The 23,378-nt window shown below is 40.0% G+C and carries 15 protein-coding genes; 7 read left to right on the forward strand and 8 right to left on the reverse strand.

The genetic code is table 11. The features are described 5' to 3' along the window. Positions 1 to 163: 163 nt before the first annotated feature. Positions 164 to 1,393 carry an MFS transporter gene (locus tag CWB75_RS03355; protein ID WP_138569896.1) on the reverse strand — a complete coding sequence of 410 codons (1,230 nt, stop codon included), beginning with the start codon at positions 1,391 to 1,393 and terminating at the stop codon, positions 164 to 166. A gap of 172 nt (positions 1,394 to 1,565) precedes the next feature. Between CWB75_RS03355 and gtfA the strand changes: the two genes are divergently transcribed. Next, positions 1,566 to 3,038, forward strand: coding sequence for a sucrose phosphorylase (gene gtfA, locus CWB75_RS03360; protein WP_138569897.1), 1,473 nt, complete (start codon positions 1,566 to 1,568; stop codon positions 3,036 to 3,038). 74 nt (positions 3,039 to 3,112) lie between these two features. Here the strand turns inward: gtfA and CWB75_RS03365 are convergent, their stop codons facing one another. The 6 genes from CWB75_RS03365 to CWB75_RS03390 form a co-directional block, all read right to left on the reverse strand. Then, positions 3,113 to 4,144: a LacI family DNA-binding transcriptional regulator gene (locus CWB75_RS03365; RefSeq protein WP_010389289.1), complete on the reverse strand. Its 1,032-nt coding sequence runs from the start codon at positions 4,142 to 4,144 to the stop codon at positions 3,113 to 3,115. Between the two features lie 165 nt (positions 4,145 to 4,309). Continuing rightward, a complete protein-coding gene (locus CWB75_RS03370) occupies positions 4,310 to 6,649 on the reverse strand; it encodes a hypothetical protein (protein ID WP_138569898.1) in 2,340 nt (779 codons plus the stop codon). Next, entirely contained in the window at positions 6,636 to 7,313 is a 678-nt protein-coding gene (locus CWB75_RS03375) for an ABC transporter ATP-binding protein (RefSeq protein WP_138569899.1), read from the reverse strand. The genes CWB75_RS03370 and CWB75_RS03375 overlap by 14 nt, the downstream gene beginning before the upstream one ends. 57 nt (positions 7,314 to 7,370) lie before the next feature. Next, on the reverse strand, positions 7,371 to 8,600 hold the full coding sequence (locus tag CWB75_RS03380; protein ID WP_138569900.1) for an efflux RND transporter periplasmic adaptor subunit: 1,230 nt from the start codon (positions 8,598 to 8,600) through the stop codon (positions 7,371 to 7,373). 48 nt (positions 8,601 to 8,648) lie between these two features. Next, entirely contained in the window at positions 8,649 to 9,212 is a 564-nt protein-coding gene (locus CWB75_RS03385; protein WP_138569901.1) for a hypothetical protein, read from the reverse strand. 287 nt (positions 9,213 to 9,499) lie between these two features. Then, on the reverse strand, positions 9,500 to 10,393 hold the full coding sequence (locus tag CWB75_RS03390; protein WP_138569902.1) for an AraC family transcriptional regulator: 894 nt from the start codon (positions 10,391 to 10,393) through the stop codon (positions 9,500 to 9,502). 194 nt (positions 10,394 to 10,587) lie between these two features. Here CWB75_RS03390 and exaC point away from each other — a divergent pair, with 194 nt between their 5' ends. From exaC to CWB75_RS03420, 6 genes are all read left to right on the forward strand, one after another. Continuing rightward, complete coding sequence (gene exaC, locus CWB75_RS03395; protein ID WP_010389285.1) at positions 10,588 to 12,108, forward strand: acetaldehyde dehydrogenase ExaC; 1,521 nt, start codon at positions 10,588 to 10,590, stop codon at positions 12,106 to 12,108. A 326-nt stretch (positions 12,109 to 12,434) separates the two neighbouring features. Next, positions 12,435 to 13,040, forward strand: a complete 606-nt coding sequence (locus CWB75_RS03400; protein ID WP_138569903.1) for a DUF998 domain-containing protein — start codon at positions 12,435 to 12,437, stop codon at positions 13,038 to 13,040. Positions 13,041 to 13,154: 114 nt separating this feature from the next. Then, positions 13,155 to 13,364: a hypothetical protein gene (locus CWB75_RS03405; protein WP_010389281.1), complete on the forward strand. Its 210-nt coding sequence runs from the start codon at positions 13,155 to 13,157 to the stop codon at positions 13,362 to 13,364. Positions 13,365 to 13,435: 71 nt separating this feature from the next. Next, positions 13,436 to 13,987: a GNAT family N-acetyltransferase gene (locus tag CWB75_RS03410; RefSeq protein ID WP_138569904.1), complete on the forward strand. Its 552-nt coding sequence runs from the start codon at positions 13,436 to 13,438 to the stop codon at positions 13,985 to 13,987. A 43-nt stretch (positions 13,988 to 14,030) separates the two neighbouring features. After that, positions 14,031 to 14,288: a hypothetical protein gene (locus tag CWB75_RS03415; protein ID WP_138569905.1), complete on the forward strand. Its 258-nt coding sequence runs from the start codon at positions 14,031 to 14,033 to the stop codon at positions 14,286 to 14,288. A gap of 176 nt (positions 14,289 to 14,464) precedes the next feature. Then, positions 14,465 to 15,937, forward strand: a complete 1,473-nt coding sequence (locus CWB75_RS03420; protein WP_138569906.1) for a S41 family peptidase — start codon at positions 14,465 to 14,467, stop codon at positions 15,935 to 15,937. A gap of 223 nt (positions 15,938 to 16,160) precedes the next feature. Here CWB75_RS03420 and CWB75_RS03425 read toward each other — a convergent pair whose 3' ends face one another. After that, the gene (locus CWB75_RS03425) at positions 16,161 to 23,252 is read right to left on the reverse strand and encodes an Ig-like domain-containing protein (protein WP_138569907.1); all 7,092 of its coding nucleotides are present in this window, start codon (positions 23,250 to 23,252) and stop codon (positions 16,161 to 16,163) included. Between the last annotated feature and the right edge of the window lie 126 nt (positions 23,253 to 23,378).

Raw genomic sequence — 23,378 nt, forward strand, 5'->3', positions numbered from 1 at the left:
ACGCCTCGTTTTAAACCCAAAGGGAAATTGTTATTTTTACTTAATCGATTAAGTAAAAATAACAAAGTTTTTACAATAAGCAAATTATTTTGTTAATTATTTGCTGTTTTTTTACTCAAACATTGATTTTTATAATGTTTTTATAGCATTAAAAGTTGTTTATTTACTCAGCGACTAGGTTGTTTTGCTCTAATGCAGTTGCTGATGGGTCACGAATATAATTAAATAGCATAGCTAAAAATAATATGACTGCAAAACCCGTGGCTAAATAAAATCCGTAGCGCACGTGTCCAAAGTAATCACTGATCATACCCATAAATAAAGGTGCTAAGGCGGCTGACAGTGCGGTAAAAAATAATATAACACCGGCTACTGCGCCGTGTTGATGCACAGGAAAACACGATATTCCCTTAGAATTTAAAGTAGGGTAGACCATCGACATAAATAAACCTGAGAGAGGTAATAAAGCCACAGCCCAATCAACGCCGCCATAAAGAGTGCCAACGTAACACAGCGCAATGCCAAAGCTTAAGTAAGCCATAACTCCTTGCCAACTAAACCTATTCAGTAACCATACCGCAATAAAACGCCCTGCAGCACGTAACACAAAAAAGATTGTGAGTGCGTAAGTGGCCAGCAGCGGCCATGAGCCAGTGTAATCTTTTAGTAGAGTAGGCATCCACACGTATATGGCAACTTCGGTGGCAACATATAAAGCAATTGCAAGTGAAAAACCCAGTGCATAAGGGTTTTTAACCATTTTCATAGTCGTTTTTAGTGAGGCTGGCTTATCTGTATTTTTTACCACAGCAGGGTAATCGGCACGCCAAGCAAGCAATGCCAAAATCAAACACATAATGCCAGCAATGATGTAAAGGTAAGTCCAACTTACATTTTGAACCAGCAGCACGCCAACTAAAGCAGGGCCAACAATGGCACCAATGCCAAAAAAGCCTTCTACTTTATTCATGGTTTTGGTGTGCTCTTCGTTGCTATTAGAAATATCGCCTAAAAGCGCCAATGCACCGGTTTTAAATAAACCAATGGCAAGGCCAATACAGCACAGTAAAAAAACAAAAAATATAAAGCTGCTACTAATTGCAAACAAAAAACAACTTGCAGAGAATATTAATAATCCAAGCATAATCGTTTTTTTACGGCCAAGGCTATCGGCTAAAAAGCCTAGAAATAATCCACTTATTGCAATCATGGCCATAGGCGCATAATGAAACGCACTGGCTTGGGTCATACTTAATCCAAAATCACTTATGAGTTCGGGAATGATCATGCCAACGGCGTCAGAGGTCATGGCAAACATAAAAAACATCATGTATGTGAGCCAACGAATTTGTTGCAACGGATCGCTGCTTACGTGTGTGTGTGATTTTGTCATTTGCTTTTCCTCGTTAAATGCTTGGTAACACACATTAAGTTGTCAGTAACTTATTGTAGTATTAATCGAGCCACGATATTTGTATGTAAAATATTTAAAAATTACTTGTAAATTCTTACTTGCTAGTTAAAGATATATCTTAATCGATTAAGTTTCAACTTGGTAATCACACATGATGAAGAATAAAGTTCAATTGATCACATACGCTGATCGAATCACCGGTAAAGATATAAACGCATTAACAGCACTTCTAAAGGGTCCACTTAAAGACGTTTTTGCAGGAGTACACTTATTACCATTTTATAACCCAATAGATGGTAGCGATGCAGGTTTTGACCCAATTGATCATAGTGAAGTTGATGCCCGAATAGGAACTTGGTCAGATATTCAAGCACTTGGAAAAGATCATGATTTAATGGCCGATTTAATAGTGAACCATGTATCGGCGCAATCGTTTCAATTTCAGGATGTGCTGGCCAAAGGCAAAGCCTCTGAATTTTGGGATTTATTTTTAACTAAAGAAGACGTATTCCCTAATGGGATGAGCAACCAAGAACAACAAGCCATTTACCGTCCACGGCCTGGAAGCTGTTTTACACCAATGAAATGCGGTGATGGTCAAACGTATGATTTTTGGACCACCTTTACCGACAACCAAATTGATATAAATGTAAAAGTAGAAGCAGGCATTGCTTATTTAAATAACGTACTTACTAAATTTTCTGCTAACAACGTAAACATTATTCGTTTAGATGCAGCGGGTTACGCCATTAAGCAAGCAGGTACTAACTGTTTTATGCTCGATGAAACATTTGCCTATTTAGATAAACTCTCAAAGCAGGCAAATGATCTAGGCATGGAAACCATTGCTGAAATTCATAGTCATTATCAAACTCAAGTTGACGTGGCTAAGCGCGTAAACATGGTATACGACTTTGCTTTACCCCCGCTTATTTTACATAGCTTATTTAATAATGACGTAGACGCATTGCTTAAGTGGTTACAAATTTCACCACGTAATTGTTTAACTGTACTAGACACCCATGATGGCATTGGCATTATTGACGCGGGTCCAATGGGCGATAAGCCAGGGCTGTTAAACGCATCTCAAATAGATAATCTAGTAGAAACCATGCATGCCAACAGCAATAACCAGAGCCGTAAAGCAACAGGTGCAGCTGCAAGTAACGTCGACCTATATCAAGTTAACTGTACGTATTACGATGCATTGGGCGCAAATGATTTTGATTACTTATTATCTCGCGCCATTCAATTTTTTGCACCGGGTGTACCACAAGTGTATTACGGTGGTTTATTTGCTTGCAAAAATGATATGGAGCTTCTGGCGAGCACGAATGTTGGTCGTGACATTAATCGCCCTTATCTAGATGCCGCTAAAATAGATGAGGCGCTAAATAAGCCGGTAGTAAAAGGATTAATAGCGTTAATTAAAATACGTAATGAACACCCTGCATTTGCTGGTGAATTTACTGCTCAAGGTGGCGCTAGTGTATGTTGTTTAATGTGGAAGCTTGAACAACAGTCAATTTCTTTGAGTATTGATTTTACAAGTCGTACCGCACTTATTACACAGGTTAATGGTGCTCAAGAAACCACTTTAAACTTACAAAGTTTATTAGTTTAAATAGCTTTATTTGTTGAAAACCAAAAAGCCAAGCAACTTAAGCTTGGCTTTTTTATCTGCGCTACTAACAGCGCTCAGCTACTTGCACCAATATCGAGTGCGTAACCTACTTCGTGTTGTTTTTCTTCTTTAGAAATAAATAAGTTAGCAGCTATTACACCTTTTTCTTGGCTATTTTGATGAATAGTCGTAAGGCGAGGCACAAAACGGGCTGCTTCTTCTATGCCATCAAATCCAACAATACGTAGCTCATTCCCTATTTTTATCCCTTGTTTTATTGCTTCTCGCATGGTGGCGAGGGCGATTAAATCACTCATACATATAATCACATCAGGGCGTGGTGAGGCGTTTAATACTTCTTTTGCAGCTATGCTGGCAAAACGCTCGCTACTTTCAGGAATATTCCAAATGCGGTCGTCGGCTACCGTTACATTCGCTTCATTTAACGCACGCTGATAACCTCGTAAGCGTTGGTGAGAAATAGATTGACCCGTTTCAAACTCATGATGTTCGTAAACTCGGCACAATACATTTTCATCGAGTAATCTCAAGCCCAATATTGCCACGTTATCAGTTGCACTGTGCAAAACATGTTTTGCTATTTCGTAACTGGCTTGTTCGTTGTTTATGTTAATTGATGCGTTGCGGGCAATATCAAAATCCACAGTAACCACATGTTTTTGTACTGTTTTTAGTTGCTCTACCAGTGCTTTATTTCGCGGGCGACCATAACAAATAAAGCCATCAACAAAATCAACAACGTTATTGAGATTGTCGCTATTGCCTGAAAACAATAAAACATTAATGCCGTTTTTTTCAAGCACTGAGGTTACACCACGCATAAAGCTACTGGCGACAGGGTCTGACACCATATATTCCACGCTATCTGGCAGCACTAAAGCAACAATATTAAATGTGCCACTTCGCAAAGATTGCGCCGCTTTATTAGGGCCATAATAACCGAGCTCTTTGCAAGCTTTAAGTATGGCTTCGCGTCGTTTAGCCGAGAGTTGATCAGGGCGATTAAACGCATTTGATACCGTAGCATTAGACACACCTAACTCTTTGGCGATACTTTTTAATGTCCAGCGGGTGGGTTTACTCATCAGCGACTCATTACTACATACAACATTGCAAACAATCTAGCATATTCAAGGCTAAATCAAAGAGCAAATTTAAAATATACTCCATTATCAGTCGCTACATTTAACTAAAAAATAATTTATTGCTAATTCGGACTATGTGTATTCATACACATAGCCCAGTATTCCTTAAAATTCTCTTAAAGCTTGCTGAATAGGGGTTTTAAGTAATTTAACTAAAGGTGACAACGTTGCAACTAAACACAATGCCAGTGTGGTTAATAGTGCGATGAATAATGCAACTAGGTCAAAGCCAAGTAAAGTCGAGCCAATCAGTTTATAAAAAATAAAACACGCAATGATCGCTAATATAAAAGCAAAGAGTATTTCTTTACAGCGGCTAAAAATGACATAACCGTCAGTAGCCCCAATAGCGAGTAACACGCATATAGATTGTTTGTCTAACCTAAGTTGTGCGAGTACTTGATACCATATCCCGCTAAAAATACCGACTAAAATAATCAATGTAATTATAAAGCCAAACCAGAGTAAATCAGTTGATTGCTGATCAAACTTGGCCAAAATATCTGCTAAAGTTTCGGTTATATGAATAGTAATGCTAGCGGCTTGCTCGTTAAGCCAGTGAGTAAAGTCGCTGTTGTAACTAAGTGCATTAATGTTGTTTGATAACACGGAAAAATTTTTTAAGGTTTCTTCATCATAAGTATTAAAAGGTAAATATAAAGTGGGCATAATGCTTTGTTTTCTTCCCCAATGCGGTATATTTTCGCTGATCCCTGCAATAGTGAGTTGCTGGTTTTCTAGACCGTAATTAATCGTCGTGCCAATGAGTGAACTCAACTCTTGCGAACTAGTTAAATGCCTAGCAAGGGCGTGGTTGATGATTACGCCATTTTGCCAATTAGCTAATTGTTTGCCTTGAATATCCGCATCAAGTAAATCAAAAAAGTGGCTACTCGCGTAGACTGTTTTGATATCGAGAGACTCCTTAAGACGCTGGTCTTCAAGTGTATACTGGTGAAGTTTTTCAAAAGGGGATGACAATATGACGGCTTGCGGGTCTAATTGCTGTACCTGGTTTAAGGCTTGGCGCCAAGAAATCGCAAAGTGGCCGGAGTCAATACGTACCTGAGCAACTGATAAGTCAATATTACTTTGATGATATTGCTGCCACTGAGTGTGAGCCACATGACTTAGCGCATAGGCTGCCGTTAGCGCTACGCTTAATTGAATAATTAAAATACCTCCGGCTAACGTCTTTTGAAACAACGATACCCGAGTATTTGCCATACGATTAAACAATGAACCCTTAAGCAAGTTCACAAGGGGAACGAGGGCACATACTATTACACTCACAGCTATCATCGCGATTGCACTGATAAAACTGGCACTATCTACAGACAAATCTTTATCAGTAAATAATAATTGGTAGCTGGCACTGCTAATAATTAGCTGACTAAGCAAATATAGACTTAGCACGCTAAGCAGACTTATCACCACGATTTTCAGACATGCAAAAAGGAGTGCAGATCGAATAAAGTCGCTTGATTGTGCGCCTAATAACCGTAAAGTTTTATATTCATCGGCAAACACAATGGCTTTACTGCTAGAAATTGAAAATAAACTAAATGTTAAAATAAAAAACAGCGTAACAATTAAACCTATAAGTAACTGCCATAGCAGTACCATGTGCTGATGCGATTTAGGATCAAAATTTACGCCCGAAAAAATAACTAGCGGCAATGGTGACCTACCAAAAGACATGCCTTTAACACTTAAATCTATACTCTCCAATTGCTTTTTAGTTTGCTCAGGATCAAAAGACATTTTTGCTGAGAACACAGCGTAATACAAAGGAGCCGCCTGCAAAAACCGGTCTACCATTGAGTCATTAGTAAAAGGGGTCGAATAGCGCAGAATGTCTTCGGGTAGCCATACATCAATATGGTTAACTCCCACTTGATTATATTTTTTATCTAAAACACCAAGAATTGGTATACCTTGCTCAAGGCGTTTATAGGAAAGTATTTTGCCTTTAATATTGGCATCACTTTTGAGTTTTTCTCGCCAAAATTTTTCGGTGATCCACGCACCAGACACCTTGCTATTTTTTAACTCGTCAATCGCCAAATTGTCGGCCATATTAGGCGAAAAAATAGCACTTCTGACATTGCTTAACTTTGCGTTATCAATCGAAAAGTTGAATTCTTTAAACACGAGCCATGATACATCTTCAACCATTGGTAGTGTTTTTAGCTGAACAATCGCTTGTTTACTAACTGCACTCAAACGGTTATCTTCGCTTAGCCTTCCTAATGTATACAAAGGCTTTTGGGTATTGGTCCAGCTTGGGTTTTCATAAAAAAGCATACTGCCCAAGCGCAACGCGATACTTAAAAGGGCGGCGGTTAAAGCAAAACCAAGTAATAATATAGCCAGTTTTAAATATTGCCCACGCCAACGTCGCCATTGTGTTAAAAGCTCAAAGCCTAGATTACTTACCATCATAATCTATCCGCCCATCTAAAATTCTGATCCGGCGCTTGCAGCGTTGAGCAATTTTTTCATCGTGTGTAACGACTATAAGTGTGCTGCCTTTATCGCACAGCGCTTGTAGTAACGCCATTACTTCATCACCGGTAGCTTGATCAAGGTTACCTGTCGGTTCATCCGCTAATATTAGCGCGGGTTTATTGACCAGTGCTCTTGCAATAGCAACACGTTGTTGTTGCCCACCTGAAAGCTTATCTGGCGTGGTGGCATGTTTATCTAGTAATCCCACATCATTAAGCACGGCTTTAGCACGAGCAATGTACTCACTAGATTTTATGGTTTTATTAAAGCGCATAGGCTGCACTACATTCTCCAGCACTGTCATACTGGCAATTAAATTAAAGTTTTGAAATATCCAGCCTATATGTGCATTGCGCACCAAACTCTTTTGTTTACGGGTCAACGCTGTAATATTTTCACTGCGCAGTAAATAATCACCAGCTGTTGGTTCATCGAGTAAACCAATAATAGATAATAAAGTCGATTTACCACTACCAGATGGGCCTGAAATGGCGATTGATTCACCGTCATTAATTGTTAAATCGATGTTTTCCAATACGGGTTTGGCATTGGCAGAAAATGACTTTGATACTCGCTCTAACGTAATTAACTGATCCACTGTGCACTCCTTAGCGTGGGTTTTTTTTATTGTTATGCCTATTTTTTTGCATCACTTTTATAATTCAGCGAAGTCATTTGGGAGCGTACTTAATACTAACTCCCCCTCATTTAACCCAGCTATAACTTCAATATATTGTCCACCCTGTAGGCCTATTGTTACTTCTTTAGCTAAAATTTCTCCCTCTTCGTAAATATATACATTTTGTGTTAGCTGGCGAGGGTCTAAATATATCGGTTTGGCGATACGTAATGTGTTTTCTTTGTCTGCTACTAATACGTTAGCAGCGATAGATAAGTTACTGATTGCAGATGTAGGTACTTGCTGTATAAATGCAGCTTCTAGTTTTATTTGATTCGCCTCAATACTTGGAAACACCCGCACAACTTTTGCATTATACGAAGTGCCCTTAATTTCAACCGTCACAGGCATGCCTACCTTTATAGAGTCAGCTGCGCTGGCGGGTGCGAGTAACTCTGCATAAAGGCTATTTTTATCTGATAGTTTAGCCAGTACCGTTCCTTTACTTACGGCTTGTCCAACATCAATCCCATCAAGCAACTCTGTTAAAATACCACCTTGCGAGGTTTTAATTTCAAGGTTTTGTACATCGCTGTAAGTAAGTGCTAGCTGTTGTTTTTCAGATTCAAGGGTTAGGGCTAATGCTTTTTCTTCATATTCAAGTGCCGTTAAAAAAGCTTTTTCACTGCGCTTTGTTAAATCTAATTTTAAACGAATTTGTTCAAGCCGCGTTTTTGCTTTTAAAAAATCAAGTTCACTTAGTAGCTGCTGTTTATGTAATACATCTAAAGTGGCAATTTCTTGCTCTGCAAATTTTAGTTCGCTTTGCGCCATAGCAACATCGTTAGCCAATTGCGTTGCTTCGCGCTGTAATTTAGCTAATGCCGAAACATGCATCGCTTGTGCTTTTTGCCAGTTTAATTTTGCTATATCGTATTGGCGTAATAACTGCGGGTTAGATAACGTAAGTACAACGGTATTGCTGTCTAGGTGGCTACCCGGAAGTACATTTAATTGGCTTATATGGCCATCTATTTGCGCCACTAAACTACTTGAAACGCGGGGTTTTAACCGGCCAAACACGGCAACTTGTTGTTGTACCGCACCCTTTTCTACCGCTGAATATTTGATGTCGTACGCTTTATTACTAAATAATACCGTAAACACAAGCCAAACTATTGCTACTAATACCAATCCCCCCAAAGCAAACAGTAAAACAGTTCGCGATTTTATTAAGTTGGAATCTTGCTTTGGAATCGTTAACATTTATTACCCTTTTAGCTACTAAGCACGCATGGCGCTATAAATTAAACACTATTGCGGGTTGAACCCTATTAATGGGATCTCAATTAAATACCACGGTATCGTTGCATGCTTTTGTAGAGTAAGTGCAGCATTTTTTCGTCGTTTGATGGATTTTATTAATGAGTCTGTAAAAGCCCCTCCTTCGGAATATAAGTAACTGCCATCTTTTGCAGTGGGTGTATCAAAGTATAAATACACATAATGGGTGTTTGCAGGTACTTGTATATTTGTAAAAGCGAGAAGCTCTTCACGAGTGATATTAACGTTGAGTTGTTCACTGTTTAAGACACTTTTTAAATTAGGGGCGACTTTAATTGCCTCTTCATAACTGAGCCAATGCGCGTTACGAATATCAAAAAGGTAGCCTGTTTGATAACTTGCGTAACCGCCAGCATTTAAAAAAAACTGTTCAAAGGTATCAAAGCGCTTAGTTGTACCACGTCGCCATTGCTCTATTTTATTGGCTTTATCTGTAAAGCGGATCATTTCTTCAGCGATTTGTATCTCGGCAAAGCTGCTTGTATGGGAAAAAAGCAGTGCAGTAAAGGCAAGTTTTAGAAGGTGTTTTATCATTTTAATCTCCATTTAAAATGTAAACCCTGAATTGGGTACTTTGATGTTATCGAACCGTTTTTATTTTGTAAACATAATGTTTTTAAGGTTGTGGAAAATTATTTTTGGTTTTAAATAAACGCGTTCTATTCGATAAGGTTAAAATTTTTGCGGCTTAAACCCGATTAATGGGATCTCAATTAAATATCACTAGATAGTAGCGCGATCTTGCATAAATAATTTAAGTTGCTCTTAGTCTTTTTATTAATAGCTTTCAACTACTGCATAGTTAGAAAACAAATACGCTATTAATGCCGACACTGTTTAGGTGCAATACCAAAAGTTTGCTTAAATAAACGGCTAAAATGACTGGCGCTATTAAAACCAAGGTCGTAGCACACTTTACTTATAGCTTGGCCTTCTAATAAAAGCGTGCGGGCTTTTTTAAGCCTAAGCTGTTGCTGCCAAAGCGCAGGGCTGGTGCCAAAAGCGAGTTTAAATTGCTGGTAAAACTTACTACGACTCATACAAGTTATTTTGCATAAGGTGTCTATGTCGAGTGTGTCGCTTAAATGCTCTTCAATATAATGCAGAGCATCACTCACGTTACTTTTTAGACGCAGTTTATCGCAGTTTGCCATTAATAAATCGCGGCTTTGTTGTTGCAGTAAACGGGTGATCAATTCGTTTAACGATAAATCAATTAGGTAGTGTCGCTCGGCGCCTTGCTCACTAAATAAATGCACCATTCGCTCTAATAACTGCTGAGTTTGCGCATTATGTTGGGTATGCACTAAATTAGGGCTGTATTCAAATAAGGTATCACTAGCAAAGTTTTGCTGCATATTAAGCGCATTAGCCACATTGGTTATTTTATCTGTGCTGATTTCAATCGCTAAACAGGTGGTAGGTGAGTTGAGAGTTGCCTGTGGAAAATCAATCAGCACCCCTTGCTCGGGCGCTAATACAAACGATTCGTGGGGTAAAAACGCTTTATGATAATGACTATTCTCAACATGCATAATTTTCTTGCCACTGAGCATGGCACAAAACAGTAATTCGTTTGAATGCAGCGCCACTTTTTGCGCACTTTTATAAGTATCATAAATACTCAGTTCGCTGTTGTCGGCAGCAAAGCTCACTTTGTTTTCAATAAGTACATCAAGTTGTTGGCGTTTTTTATTTAACTGTGACGAATACATAATCAGCCTTTTTAATGATTAAATCGTTTGGACTCACAGACAATTTTTTTGGACTGCTAATCAAGTTTTTAAGCGCTTAATAGTCTAATGTCAATCAATACCGATTAAATATAAAGCAACTTGCTACATTACCCTAACAAGTTGCTGGTATTTCGGCTTAGACTTTTAGCTAACAACAACAAGAGAACACACATATGATTTACGCAAATCCAGGCACAGCAGACGCACTCATCACATTTAAACAGCAGTATGGTAACTATATTGGCGGCGAGTGGGTTGAACCCGTTAATGGTCAATACTTTGAGAATATTAGCCCTGTAAATGGCAAAGTGTTTTGTAAAATTCCCCGCTCTGACAAAGACGATATTAATTTGGCGCTTGATAAAGCGCATGCCGTAAAAACGCAGTGGGGCACAACCTCAGTTACCGAGCGCAGTAATATTTTATTAAAAATTGCTGATCGCATTGAACAAAATCTAGAGCTACTTGCAGTGGCCGAAACATGGGATAACGGTAAAGCCATTCGCGAAACCCTCGCCGCGGATATTCCACTTGCTGCGGACCACTTTCGTTACTTTGCCGGTTGCTTGCGTGCTCAAGATGGCAGTATTGGTGAAATAGACGAAACCACGGTGGCGTATCATTTTCATGAACCATTAGGTGTTGTAGGGCAAATTATTCCGTGGAACTTTCCAATTTTAATGGCTGCATGGAAACTAGCACCTGCACTTGCAGCTGGTAACTGTGTGGTACTTAAACCTGCTGAGCAAACACCCGCCTCAATATTAGTATTAATGGAAATTATTGGTGATTTACTACCCGGCGGCGTGCTAAACGTAGTAAATGGCTTTGGTAAAGAAGCCGGTGAAGCACTGGCAACTAATACGCGTATAGCTAAAATTGCCTTTACAGGCTCAACCCCTGTGGGTTCACATATTTTAAAATGCGCAGCTGAAAATATTATTCCTTCAACGGTAGAACTTGGGGGAAAATCACCTAATATCTTCTTTAACGATGTTATGGAAAAAGACGACTCATACCTAGATAAAGCAATTGAGGGCGCCATTCTTGCCTACTTTAACCAAGGTGAAGTATGTACTTGTCCATCACGCTTGTTCATTCAAGAAGATATTTATGAGCAATTTATAGAACGCATTTTAAAACGTACCAAGCAAATTAAACGCGGTAACCCGCTAGACAGCGAAACCATGGTAGGGGCGCAAGCCTCTAAAGCACAGTTTGATAAAATTTTAAGTTACATTGATATTGGCAAACAAGAAGGTGCTGAAGTACTCAGTGGCGGTCATGTTGAGCAACTTAGCGATGAGCTAAATGGTGGCTATTACATTCAACCTACTTTATTAAAAGGCACTAACGATATGCGCGTGTTCCAAGAAGAAATCTTTGGCCCCGTTATTTCAATGTCGACCTTTAAAGACGAAGCCGAAGCGCTCGAATTGGCTAACAGCTCAGAATTTGGTTTAGGCGCAGGTGTATGGAGCCGTAATATGAACCGCGCTTATCACTTTGGTCGCAAAATAGAAGCCGGTCGCGTATGGACCAACTGTTACCATATGTACCCAGCACACGCTGCGTTTGGCGGTTATAAAAAGTCTGGTATAGGCCGCGAAACGCACAAACTCGCGCTCGATCATTACCAACAAACTAAAAACTTATTAGTAAGTTACAGCGAAGATCCCCTTGGCTTCTTTTAATAAGGCGTTTTAGTTTAAACAAACAACCTATAAGTAATGAAAGCGCTGCATTGTTGTAGCGCTTTGTTTTTTTTAAAACTAATACTGATAGCATTTGATTAGTGGTTAATTATAATAATAAAGAAATGATTTATTAATGAGGCGAAATAAAACCTCAGTGAATCATGCACAAAGAGGGTAATAAGGCGCTGGGTTGAAAAAGTAGATTAAAGGTTCTAGCTCAGGGCTGTTTGTACAAGCTCACAGCTCGTCACTCGAAGCCGGCTCATTTTCTCCTCTGTGTTTAAAAAGGCTTTAGTGAATTAATCACAAAAAGGATTATGGTGATGTTTGAAACGATTGCGATTTATTCAGGGTTAATAGTCACATTATGGATATTCATTGGTGTTTATGTAGCAAGTCGGTTTTATAAAGGTTACAGCCATTCTAAACAATTTTGTAGTGAATTAGGTGCAACAGGAAGCCCAACTGAAAAACTGTCACCGCTAATTAATAACTATCCTTTAGGTTTTCTATTTTGCTTTTTTGGCTGGTATTTGGCGCAATTGGCTAATGTTTCTATATTGGTTAATATTGCTGGTTGGTTAGTTATAGTGCATGGTATTGGTACTTGGGTTGCGGGTTATTTTCCTATGGATGCTGACCCATTTACTAAACATCCAACTTTTAGCTGCAAGGTACATTCTTGGGCTGGTTTTATTATGCTACTTTCGCTGGTTGTAGCACCAATATTAATAGCTATTAGTCCAACCACAGAAGTTATCTCTCTATACTTTCGTGTTTTTTCAATTGTTTCTGTTATCGCTACAGTTTATTATCTGTTTGCTATGGCTAAAGCAATAAAACTACAAAGTAAACCTGGTACCTATCAACGTATCTCTTATGGTATTCAATTAAGTTGGTTAAGTGTTTTTTCAATAGCATTAATTTAAAACAATCACTAGTGCCTATCATTTGTTTAAACGTTAGGCTTGTCAATCTAAGAAATACATCAGCATTGTGTTGATTTTAGCTCATTATTTGGGCTTATAAATTAAGGAAGACTCATGAATATAAACGATACTAAATTACGTTTTATTTTACTAAGAGGTCCTTTAGGCTGGGGAATTTCTACAGCTATTTTATTTCAATTAATCATGCACCTTACAGGTGAGCAAGATTTTTTTGATGGAATCATTTCATCTTTAATAATATTTCCTTTAGTAGGCATATTATTTGGATACTTTATGTGGCATTCAAAACATAAAAAGAACTAAATAACTAAGAGACCTACCTTAATTACTTGGTTTTTTTGAAAGTTTTTAGCTGTAATTACAAGGAGGTTTGAGTGAAAATTTGTGAAACCCAAAGGTTGCTTATTCGGCAGTTTTCAATTGATGATGTGCCGGCATTAAGTAAAATTCTTAGTGACGATGAAGTGATGAAATACTCAATTCGTGGTGTGTGCGATGAAGCCGCAACTGGTGAATTTATAAAGTGGTGTTTACAATGCTACGACTCATATGGTTTGGGCCCATGGGCACTAATAGATAAAAACAGCGATTTATTGATTGGATTTTGTGGTATTTCACCACAAAGTGTCGCGGGTAACGAAGAGCCTAATTTAGGGTATCGATTAGCGGTCGATTTTTGGAATAAAGGCTTAGCCTGCGAAGCGGCTAAAAGTGTTTTAAAGTATGTGTTTACTCAAACTACTCATCAATCCGTCGTAGTTATTATTGAACCTGAGCATATTGCGTCATTGAAAGTAGCAAAGAAAATTGGCTTTACAGATTATAGCAATCATGAATTTCATGGTCGTGCCGTACAGTTATATCGATTAACAAAGACGCAGTGGAATGAATGGACTTCTTTAGATGCTGCTTATGTAGCTACCTAAATCTCAAGATAGTTAACTTTGATTTGTTAAAAGGAAATTTTTAATGGATATAGATTCTCACATAGTTCAGCTTGAAAAAAATAACCGAAAGTTATTTAGTGCATCTCATTATTTGGGACTTACGATAGCGATGGCTGTTATTGTTTTGTTGTTAATGTTTTATTTCAGCCCATTGATAGGGCTTGCTTGTTCAGGTTTTGCTGCTTTCTTTTTAAACTTTTTCTATTCACAGTATACCTTTAGAAAACTCAACGCCCGCATAACACTACTGCAAACCAAAATTGAACAAACCTCTAAGTAAGCTGTTGCTCTTAATTTAAAGCCAGTTCATTTTAAATTTCACTCATTGTTAGCTGCTTTTATTGTTGCTAAGTTATTGCTGTAAAAAATTTGCTGATACTTATTGGATTTAAGATATTTTTAGTTCCACCAAATGAGTTTACAGTAATTATATAGCCTAATTTTAAATGGATTTTCATGAACATAAAAACAAAAATAGTTAGCCGTACTTTATTGAGCGCTTTAATAATTACGCCTACCTTGAGTATGGCCGAATTATCGCTTACTCCTAAAACCCCAGAGCAATGGCGCAGTGTTACTGAGCGTGATATTGAAGCTGCTTACAGCATATCGGCAAAAAATCACCCTGGCATGTTTGATGTTAACAACCCAGCCTTTCCTGAATTATTAAAGCAAGCAAAAGCAGAAGCACTTGCACTTTCTGCTAAAGCGAGCGGACCACAGGTTCATGTTGCAGCAATTGCGCGTTTTAGTACTGTGCTACAAGATGGTCATGCCGGTGTGTTTTCACGCGTTGAACGACCTGCTCGTCGCTGGCCTGGTTTTCGTGCAGTTTGGCGAGGTGATGCATTAAAAGTGTATTACAGTGAAACAGATAATATAAATAAAGGCGACGTGATAAGTGGCTGCGATGGGCAAAGTACCGAGACGTTAATGCGACAAAGAGTGTTTAAGTTTCATGGACAGGTTACACAGCCTGGGCATTGGTGGCAGCAAGGTTGGCGATTACTCGTTGATGAGGGCAATCCATTTTTAACACCTCTAAAAGAATGTCAATTTATTAAAACCAATGGACAATCCTACAATAAAGCCCTTGATTGGTCTGTTCAGCCAAAGAGCGTAAGTAAGCATTTAACACATTCCTATAATGGGGATAAGCTTGAAACCGATTTAACTTGGCCTGCGCAAAACACAGCGTGGATTGCTATGCCCAGTTTTGTAAATAACGATAAGCAAACTAAGGATTACAATAACCTGTATAAGAAAGTGACGAGTCAACGTACTAAGTTACTCAGTGCAAAAACGGTGATTTTAGATCTTCGTCATAACCAAGGTGGCTCGTCGTATTGGAGCTTAACGCTTGCAAAAGCGTTGTGGGGTGAGCAAATTGTTGAACAAAAAATGGATAACTACTCGCAAAATAGCCGGGTTTGGTGGAGAGCGTCAAAAGACAATACCAACTATGTTAAATCGTTAATTGACGTGGTAAAAGATCAACCTGAAGTTCATGAACTGATTAAAGAAATAGCAGCAGGTATGGCGCAATCACTTGAAAATAATAAGCCATTTTACATTGAAGAGCTGCAAAATAAATCAAACCTAAGCGAAAGTACGGTACCAGTGAGTGACTTTAAAACACAGGTTTTTGTTATTGTACCGCCACAGTGTGCAAGTGCCTGTCTTGACGCCATTGATGTATTTAAGCAATTTACAAACACTCAGTTATTTGGCGCGCCAAGCAGTGCTGACTCACTGTATATGGATGTTCGATTAGTCGAGTTACCCTCAGGGTTAGGTAAAGTGATTATCCCTAATAAAGTGTATGTTAATAGAGCAAGAGGAAAGGGTGATTACTACAACCCAGATATTGCCTATAACGATATTGATTGGACAACTGATAAGCTATTAGAAAAAATTAAACTGTTATAAAAAAGCCGCTCATTGAGCGGCTTTGACTTTTCAATTATAGGGGGTAATCAAAACTGTGTTTGGGCAATGCATTAATTGCCCATAAAGTATCTAACGCCAAAGGCATAACGAGGACCGTATTGAGCCGCAGTGCCGATTAAGAAATTCTTGTATAGCTGTCTGCGAATGGTAACTTTTAATAAATCAAGCCCAGATTTTGCTGGGCTTAATTAGGCGTTTGGGTTTAGTATTTTCTTCGCAAAATCATGGCGAATAAAAGTATGTATAAGAACCAAATGGAAATACTACCACTTGATTTCTTCTTAGTTAACGGTTCATCAGGCTCAACCTGAGGTGAAGATTTAGTAACCATAATGAATACCATAGCCTGAGCTTCGTATTTACCATCACTAATTGTGTAGCGCACATTTGCAGAATACTCACTGCCAACGTCTGGCACATATCTCAAAGTATTGTCAGTGTTAATAGAGACAGAGCCCTTATCAACCGTTGCTGCAATAATTTGAATTGCATCGTTATCAGGGTCGGAATCATTTAATAGTACAGCTAGATTTATTGCTGTTTTATCGTCTGTTGTTGCAACATCATTATTTGCGACCGGGGCAAGGTTAGCGCTAACTGATACTGAGGCATTTGCAGCTGCGCTGCCACCATTACTATCATCAATACTGTACTCAATTGTTGCTACGCCATAAAAGTCTTGTTCAGCAGTATAAAATAACTGATTATCAATAATCTCAACATTACCGAAATTTGCACTAGTAGAGCTTATTTTTAGGTTATCATTATCTGCATCGGTATCATTTTGTAACACATCTATAAATGCACTATCGTTCCATCTCATAGAGAAAATATCGTCAACAGCAACAGGTGGCTGGTTGTTACTAATTGGAACTGCAACACCACTTGGATCTACAATAGCACCATTCGCGATACCATCCGCATCATTTGGTCCACCATCCTCTATCGTGAGCTGAACACACCAATGTCCTTGAGTTAGGCCTTCAGTCCACCTTGCACTTCCTGGCGGTGGGCAATAACCTGAAAACCCTTCAGATGAAGCTACCTGATTATTGTCATTGATAACAAAGTTTTGCCATTGGTTATTAATAAACTTCCGATATATGGAGTTTTGTGGAATTGCCTGGGTTTGTGGCAGAACTAGCTGAATAGATTTGCCTACTTCAGCCATTTCCCAAATAATAAAGTCGAAAATTCCACCGGTTGATGTTGCTTGATCGTCTGGACTAACCTCATTATCGAATACTAGTGCCCCACCAGATTGATTATTTACGACAGAGCTACCTATACGTAAACAAGCTCCCGGTTCACTTTCGACTAGAAAACGGTTTTGTTCATTCGTAGAGTGAGGTATTACATTACAGTCATCAATTACATCCTGAAAGTCTGGAATACCATCGCCATCAGTGTCTTTATATCCTTCTTGGGCATCAGGTATTAGATCGCCGTCTGTATCAGATATGTTACTGAGCGGAGTCAAACTATCTTTTATTGTAATATAAACGTTAGCCGTGTTTGATAATGACGGTTGACCAGAATCCGTCGCTGTAACTGATACCAAATAAACAGCTTCGTCTAGATTGCTAGGATCAAAGGTGAATGTGTCGCCATTTGTTGAATTATTAGTAAATGAACTATCCCAATTAAGCAAGACAGAGTCATTCAAATTAGCATCAAAATAATTAGCTTTAACTGTTACTAGTCCATCAGCTTTACCTATGGTTAGTCTATTTTCGTTATTTTGAGATACAGTAAGTTCAATATCAGGAGCAATATTACTCTCAGTTATTGTCACTACTTGTTGCCTATTTGCGCCTAAATTAAATTCAGGAGAAAGTGAAATGGTTATTTGCTCATCACCTTCCAACAGGCCATCTTCGTATACGTCAATCTCGATTTTAGCTGTTCGTGATGTAAATGAAACTTGGCCATCAACCAAGCTATGATCGTTTGCATCAGCCGTGCCAGCGGCAACGTAATCTACAGTTAATGGGTAACTAACAGCATCACCATTTAAATAAAGGTAAGTAGTAAGTGTTGAACCTTCGGAAGTAACAGTATCTTTTTCAATTGAAATAATAGGATGTACTTTAACTATTTGTGTGGCAGTTGCACTTCGACCTTCGCTATCAATTGCTTGCCAATACACCTTATGTGTACCAGGTTTGAACTGCACTCTGTTATCCACAACAGAAACGGCTACTGGGTTACCGTTGGCATCTACTGCCGTGGCAACACCAAGTTCTACCTTTGTAAACAGAGAGGTTGCGTTTACTTCAATATCAGCCGGAGGCGTTACAGTAGGTAAGCTTTCTGTATCTTGTTGTTCAATATTTAATATCGCTGATCCTTTTGCAATCTCTTGTGCCTCATCTTGAATACTATAAGTAAAGGCAACCTGTTCAGGACCTCCTGACACTGCGGTATACAGTAGTTGGTTGTCTTCGATAACAACGTTCCCTATTTCTGTTTTCGCTCCTACAATAGTAAGCTTGTCACCATCGACATCAATGTCGTTTGCAGTAACATTAAGTAGATATTGTATTGTGTCTGAATAAGGTAGCGATACGATATCTGCAATAGCTTCTGGTTTGTCATTAACCGGTTTAATGTTAATTGTCACTGTTGCAAGCTCTGAACTAAGTTCAGAGTCTTTAGCAATAAAGGTAAATTGGTCACTACCATTATAGTTTTCAACTGGTGAGTATAGAACAGTGTCGCCTTGCAGCTCGATAGTTCCAGATAATGGCTCTGTTACAACTTCAAAGTTTAGTTTGTCGTTATCGCTGTCAGTACCCGTTAAAGTGATGGTTTTGACCGTATCTTCATCAAGTTCTACATTCTGACTATTTGCTTGTGGTGTTTCATTGACACTTATAACTTCAATGCTAAACGGCAATAGGGATGCAGAAAGTTCACCGTCACTCACTGATATAACAATGTTTGATGTTGTACCGATGTTGTCTGCGTTAGGTGTGCCGGATAATACACCAGATGAAGTATCAAATATCGACCATGCTGGCTTATTAGCAATTGAATAAGTTAATGTATCACCATCACTGTCAGAGCCTGTTGGACTAAATAGGTAAGTTTCTCCTTCATTTATAGTCGTAGCTGGTGTTCCAGAGATCGATGGCGCTTTATTTATCGGCTGAGGAGGCGGTGCTGCAGCAACATTAAATGTTAATGTGTGTGTTAAAGATGAAAACACCGTGCCGTCATTTACACTAAACTCTAGGGTCGCATACCCGTTTCCACTTTCACCAGAAATTGGAGCATATCTCATTAAATTAGCGCTAATATTTGCAATAGATATAACATCGGTGTTGTTAACTGAACTTCCGTTTAATGTAAGAGACCCCTTTAATGGAATGGTCGCAATTCGAACAGATTTAAGGCTATCACCGAGATCAACGTCGCCAAAACCAAAGTCGGTTGCGGTAAAAGTGTGGGTGCCGTTGTAGCTAACGTTTATAGTATTGTCTGATGCTGTTGGGCCGTCATTCACTGGTGTAATGTCGATATTTACGCTGCCCAATGAAGTTACAGTACCGCCATCATTAATACTTAAGCTTACGTTGGCGGCATCATTGCCTGCGAGGTTATTTTCAGGTGCATGAGTTATGTTAGTACTATTGAGGTACGTATCTATAGCGGCAATAGTACCGGTTAAGGTCAGTACTGCCGAGGTATTGCCACCAATGGTAACGCCACCACCATTGGTGGCGGATAGCGCACCGGCACTGGCGGTTAAGGTAAGTGTAACATCACCACTGGTATCAACATCCGATAATATTGCAGCAGATAAATCTAGATTAGCAGCAGTATCTTCAGTAAAGCTGACATCACTGACTAACCCTGCCAGTTGCGGTGCGTCGTTGATGGCTGTCACCACTACGCTTACATTAGCACTGCCGTTCGCCTCGCCATCGGAGACGGTGATGTTGATAGTACGAGTAGATTCTGCCGGGTTCTCTCCCGTTGCTTCAAAGGTTAGGGCTCGCAGCAGTGATTGCACCAATGCAGGAGTCGAGAGTGCACCTAAATTGACGACAAAGTCATTGCCTGCTGCAATGTTATTGACCAAGGTACCAATCACTGTACCAGAAACCGAAAGGTTAGAACCTGCAGTGATGCTTGATAAGCTAACGACTCCGCTGGTATCCACCGACAAGACATCACTTGCGGCATCAGCATTGTTGGTAACACTTACTGTTACTGTGCCGCCATCGAGATCGACAGAGTCGGCATCGGTGAGCGAAGCATTGCTGCCAACATCTAATAATACAGCGCCTCCGTTTTCAGTAGCATTGGTGCTATTTCCATCAAGGTTGCCAATTGCTGGTGGGTTAGGTGTAACACTAATAGTAAAAATCCCACTTTCATCAGCAACTCCGCCATTGGCAGTACCATCGGCATCGTTCAGTGTCAGAGTGAAGTCACGATCACCCAATGCTGATGGTGCACTGTATTGCATGTTCCGAATCAGTGTTTGTACATGGGCATTAGTTGAATCAGCCACAAAATTGATGGTTAGGTCGTTCCCGCCTTGACCATCGTCAGTCGCATCTACAGTGCCGATTGTAATCCCTGATAGTTGAAGCGTTTCTCCAGCGCTTATCGCAGCATCGGCACCCGATGTGACGGTGGTGCCGTCAACAGACCAATTGCCATTGTAGGTGCCGGTGGTTTGCGCCAAGGTGAGAAAACCAGTGTCGTAGTCAGTGCTGTCCACATTGGCGACGGTAGCGTCGGCAAAACCGCTTAGTACTTGGCCATCGTTACCGGCCACCACTTGGCTGGTCTCGGTGTACACATTGCTAACCGTCGGCGCATCGTTTACACCAGTTACTGAAACCGTTGAAGTCAAGTTTTGCGTAGTTGAGTTACTACCTCCATTATCTGTACCGCCACTATCGGTGGCGCTGGTGATAGTTACGACACGATTCCCCGCAGTGGTTGGGTTATCCGAACTGTTACGGTAAGTCAGTGCGTCTACAAGAGTCTGTAATTGCGCTTCTGTTAGCGTGGCACCACTAAACGAGATGGTGGCGGTGCTGCCAGTTACTGACACATTGACTGTGAGTCCATTGGTGGCAGTTGTGACAGAATTACCGTTGGTTAATGCCACGTCTGACCCATCGAATGACAGAATTTCTGAAGAATCATCAGCGACATTGGTTACGGTTAATGTTAGAGCCGAAAAAGTCTGCCCGGTCTCTACGGTGTCTGTACTAACAGTGTTGTAAAGGTCGCTTGCGCCCGCATCTTCAATAAAGATTGGGTTTGTTCCGGTAGCCGTGATGGAAGGCGCATCGTTTATATCGGTATTACTGACAGTGCTGCTAACAGTATTGCTTGAAGTGCCATCATTAAAAGTGACGTCTAGTTGAACACTTGATGAAAGATCATTACTGCTAGATCTATAGTAAATTGCTTGCAGTACTTCATTAATTAAAGCTGTTGTTGGAATAGTACCGTTATTGACAAAGGTTATTTGAAGCTGGCCATCTCCCGTATTGGCAATTGTAGCAATGACATTTCCACTTGCGCTAATCGTACCGCCTCCGTTTGGGCCTCCTGCTACAGTTAAGTTGCCGCTGGTGAACACACTGTAGATGTCTGATGCATTTGCTCCACCATTTCGAACAAGTGTTAAATTAGAACCAGAATAATTGCCATTACCGCCATTGAGTGCACCTAACTCTAGGTCACTAATAGTTGCATCTGCATCGAGTTGAACTGCTGCACCGTCTTCAGTGTATGCAGGTGTTGCATCAAGTCCACTAAACGTCGGTGAATCGTTTACAGCATTCACTGTCACACTTGCTGTGTCTGTAGTATTTGAAAAAGCACTACTCCCACCATTTGTGGTTGCATCTGCAGTGCCACCTGCAACGCCTGATGATGTATCCCAAGCGCGGAAAGTGATTGTTGCTAATCCGTTGTAATTAGCAAAGGGCACAAAGCGAACTAAATCGTTATTATCAAGTAATCTTGCCGAGTTACTAATATCAACACTATTTCCTGTGGTGGCTAAAAAGTTATTCCAACTACTACCTGTGTCGGTACTGTATTGCCAAACACCATTTGTATTGTCGACGATTGTTACAGCTATAGCCTCGACAGCACTACCATCTACATCGGTAACTGAGCCATCTATCATCATAGTAGCAACGCTAGTACCTGAATTATTGGTGTTGTTGGTACTGTCATCATCGCCATCGGCAGCTGAGCCATCGTCATCACCGGCATCTTCGTCGATGGCGGTTAGCACCGGCGACTGCGCAGTATCGAGCACTGGAGAATCGTTAACGGCAGTCACAGTGATATTAACTGTGTCTGCTGTGCCGTTTGCTATACCATCGTTTGGGGTAACTGTTAATAGAGCTGTGGTGGTATTGTTTAACGCTGTGGTGAACAGGATTTTACTGGTGTCGTTAAGGTAAGTGTTTAGATTAGCGGCAGTGCCTTGAAGGGTCATACTCATATTGCCTGAATTAGCAATAGCCACCCCCGCAATTGTGCCGTTACCGTCGGTACTTGAAAGTGTACCTGTGTTTGTTGCTAGCGTTAAAGTGATTGTGTCGCCATCAGTATCGGTGACATTATAAGCAGACAAATCAATAGCGGTGGCAACATCTTCTGTGGCGGTATCGTCGGCTGGGGTGCCGCCTAACGTAGGGGGGTTATTAGGTATAACAGCATCGTCAATAATAATGTTATTAATAGCTGAGTAGCCTGAGCCATCGTTAAAATATATCCGTACTTCATCGACATATTGGTAATAAGAATTGGCTGATAAATCTTGGTTAACACGAAAGGGGGTGCTATTGGCATTAAAACTAACAGTACTACTGGCAACCATTGCGCCATCGCGAAAGGCAACTATGCTCATCGCTTCGTTGGTTTGATTTCCCCAATCGTAAAAATCGAAGCCATTAAATCTAAATTCCGAACCGTCACTGCTTTTAACTGCAACGCCCCCCCATTCTGCGAAGTACGAGTTGTAATCGACGGTCAGTCCGCTAAAGCCATCACTGCTGGCCAGGTCAGCGCTGCTAAACCAATTGATACTGTTGGTTTTGGTACCACCAGAGTTATCAATATTGAAGATCTGAATGGTGATACCGGCAATATCGATACTGCCACCTTCACCATCTTCGGCAATATGGTCGCTATCCCAGTTACCGTCATCACTACTAAATGTTAAGGTCGTTGATGCTGCATACGTCTCGTAGCTATAAGTTGCAGAAAATGCCAAAAGGCATAGACTTGGAATGAACGATTTCATTTGTCACCTAATAGGTCAGCTTCGATAGCGTTGACCATTATCTATGTAAAGATTTTATGTACTGACCTTATTAAGTGAAACCTTAACTAGGTACATGATTTAGTTAACTTTCAATTATAATTCAAG

Origin of the sequence: Pseudoalteromonas sp. S1608 (assembly GCF_005887265.1) — a bacterium.
GTDB lineage: Bacteria > Pseudomonadota > Gammaproteobacteria > Enterobacterales > Alteromonadaceae > Pseudoalteromonas > Pseudoalteromonas undina.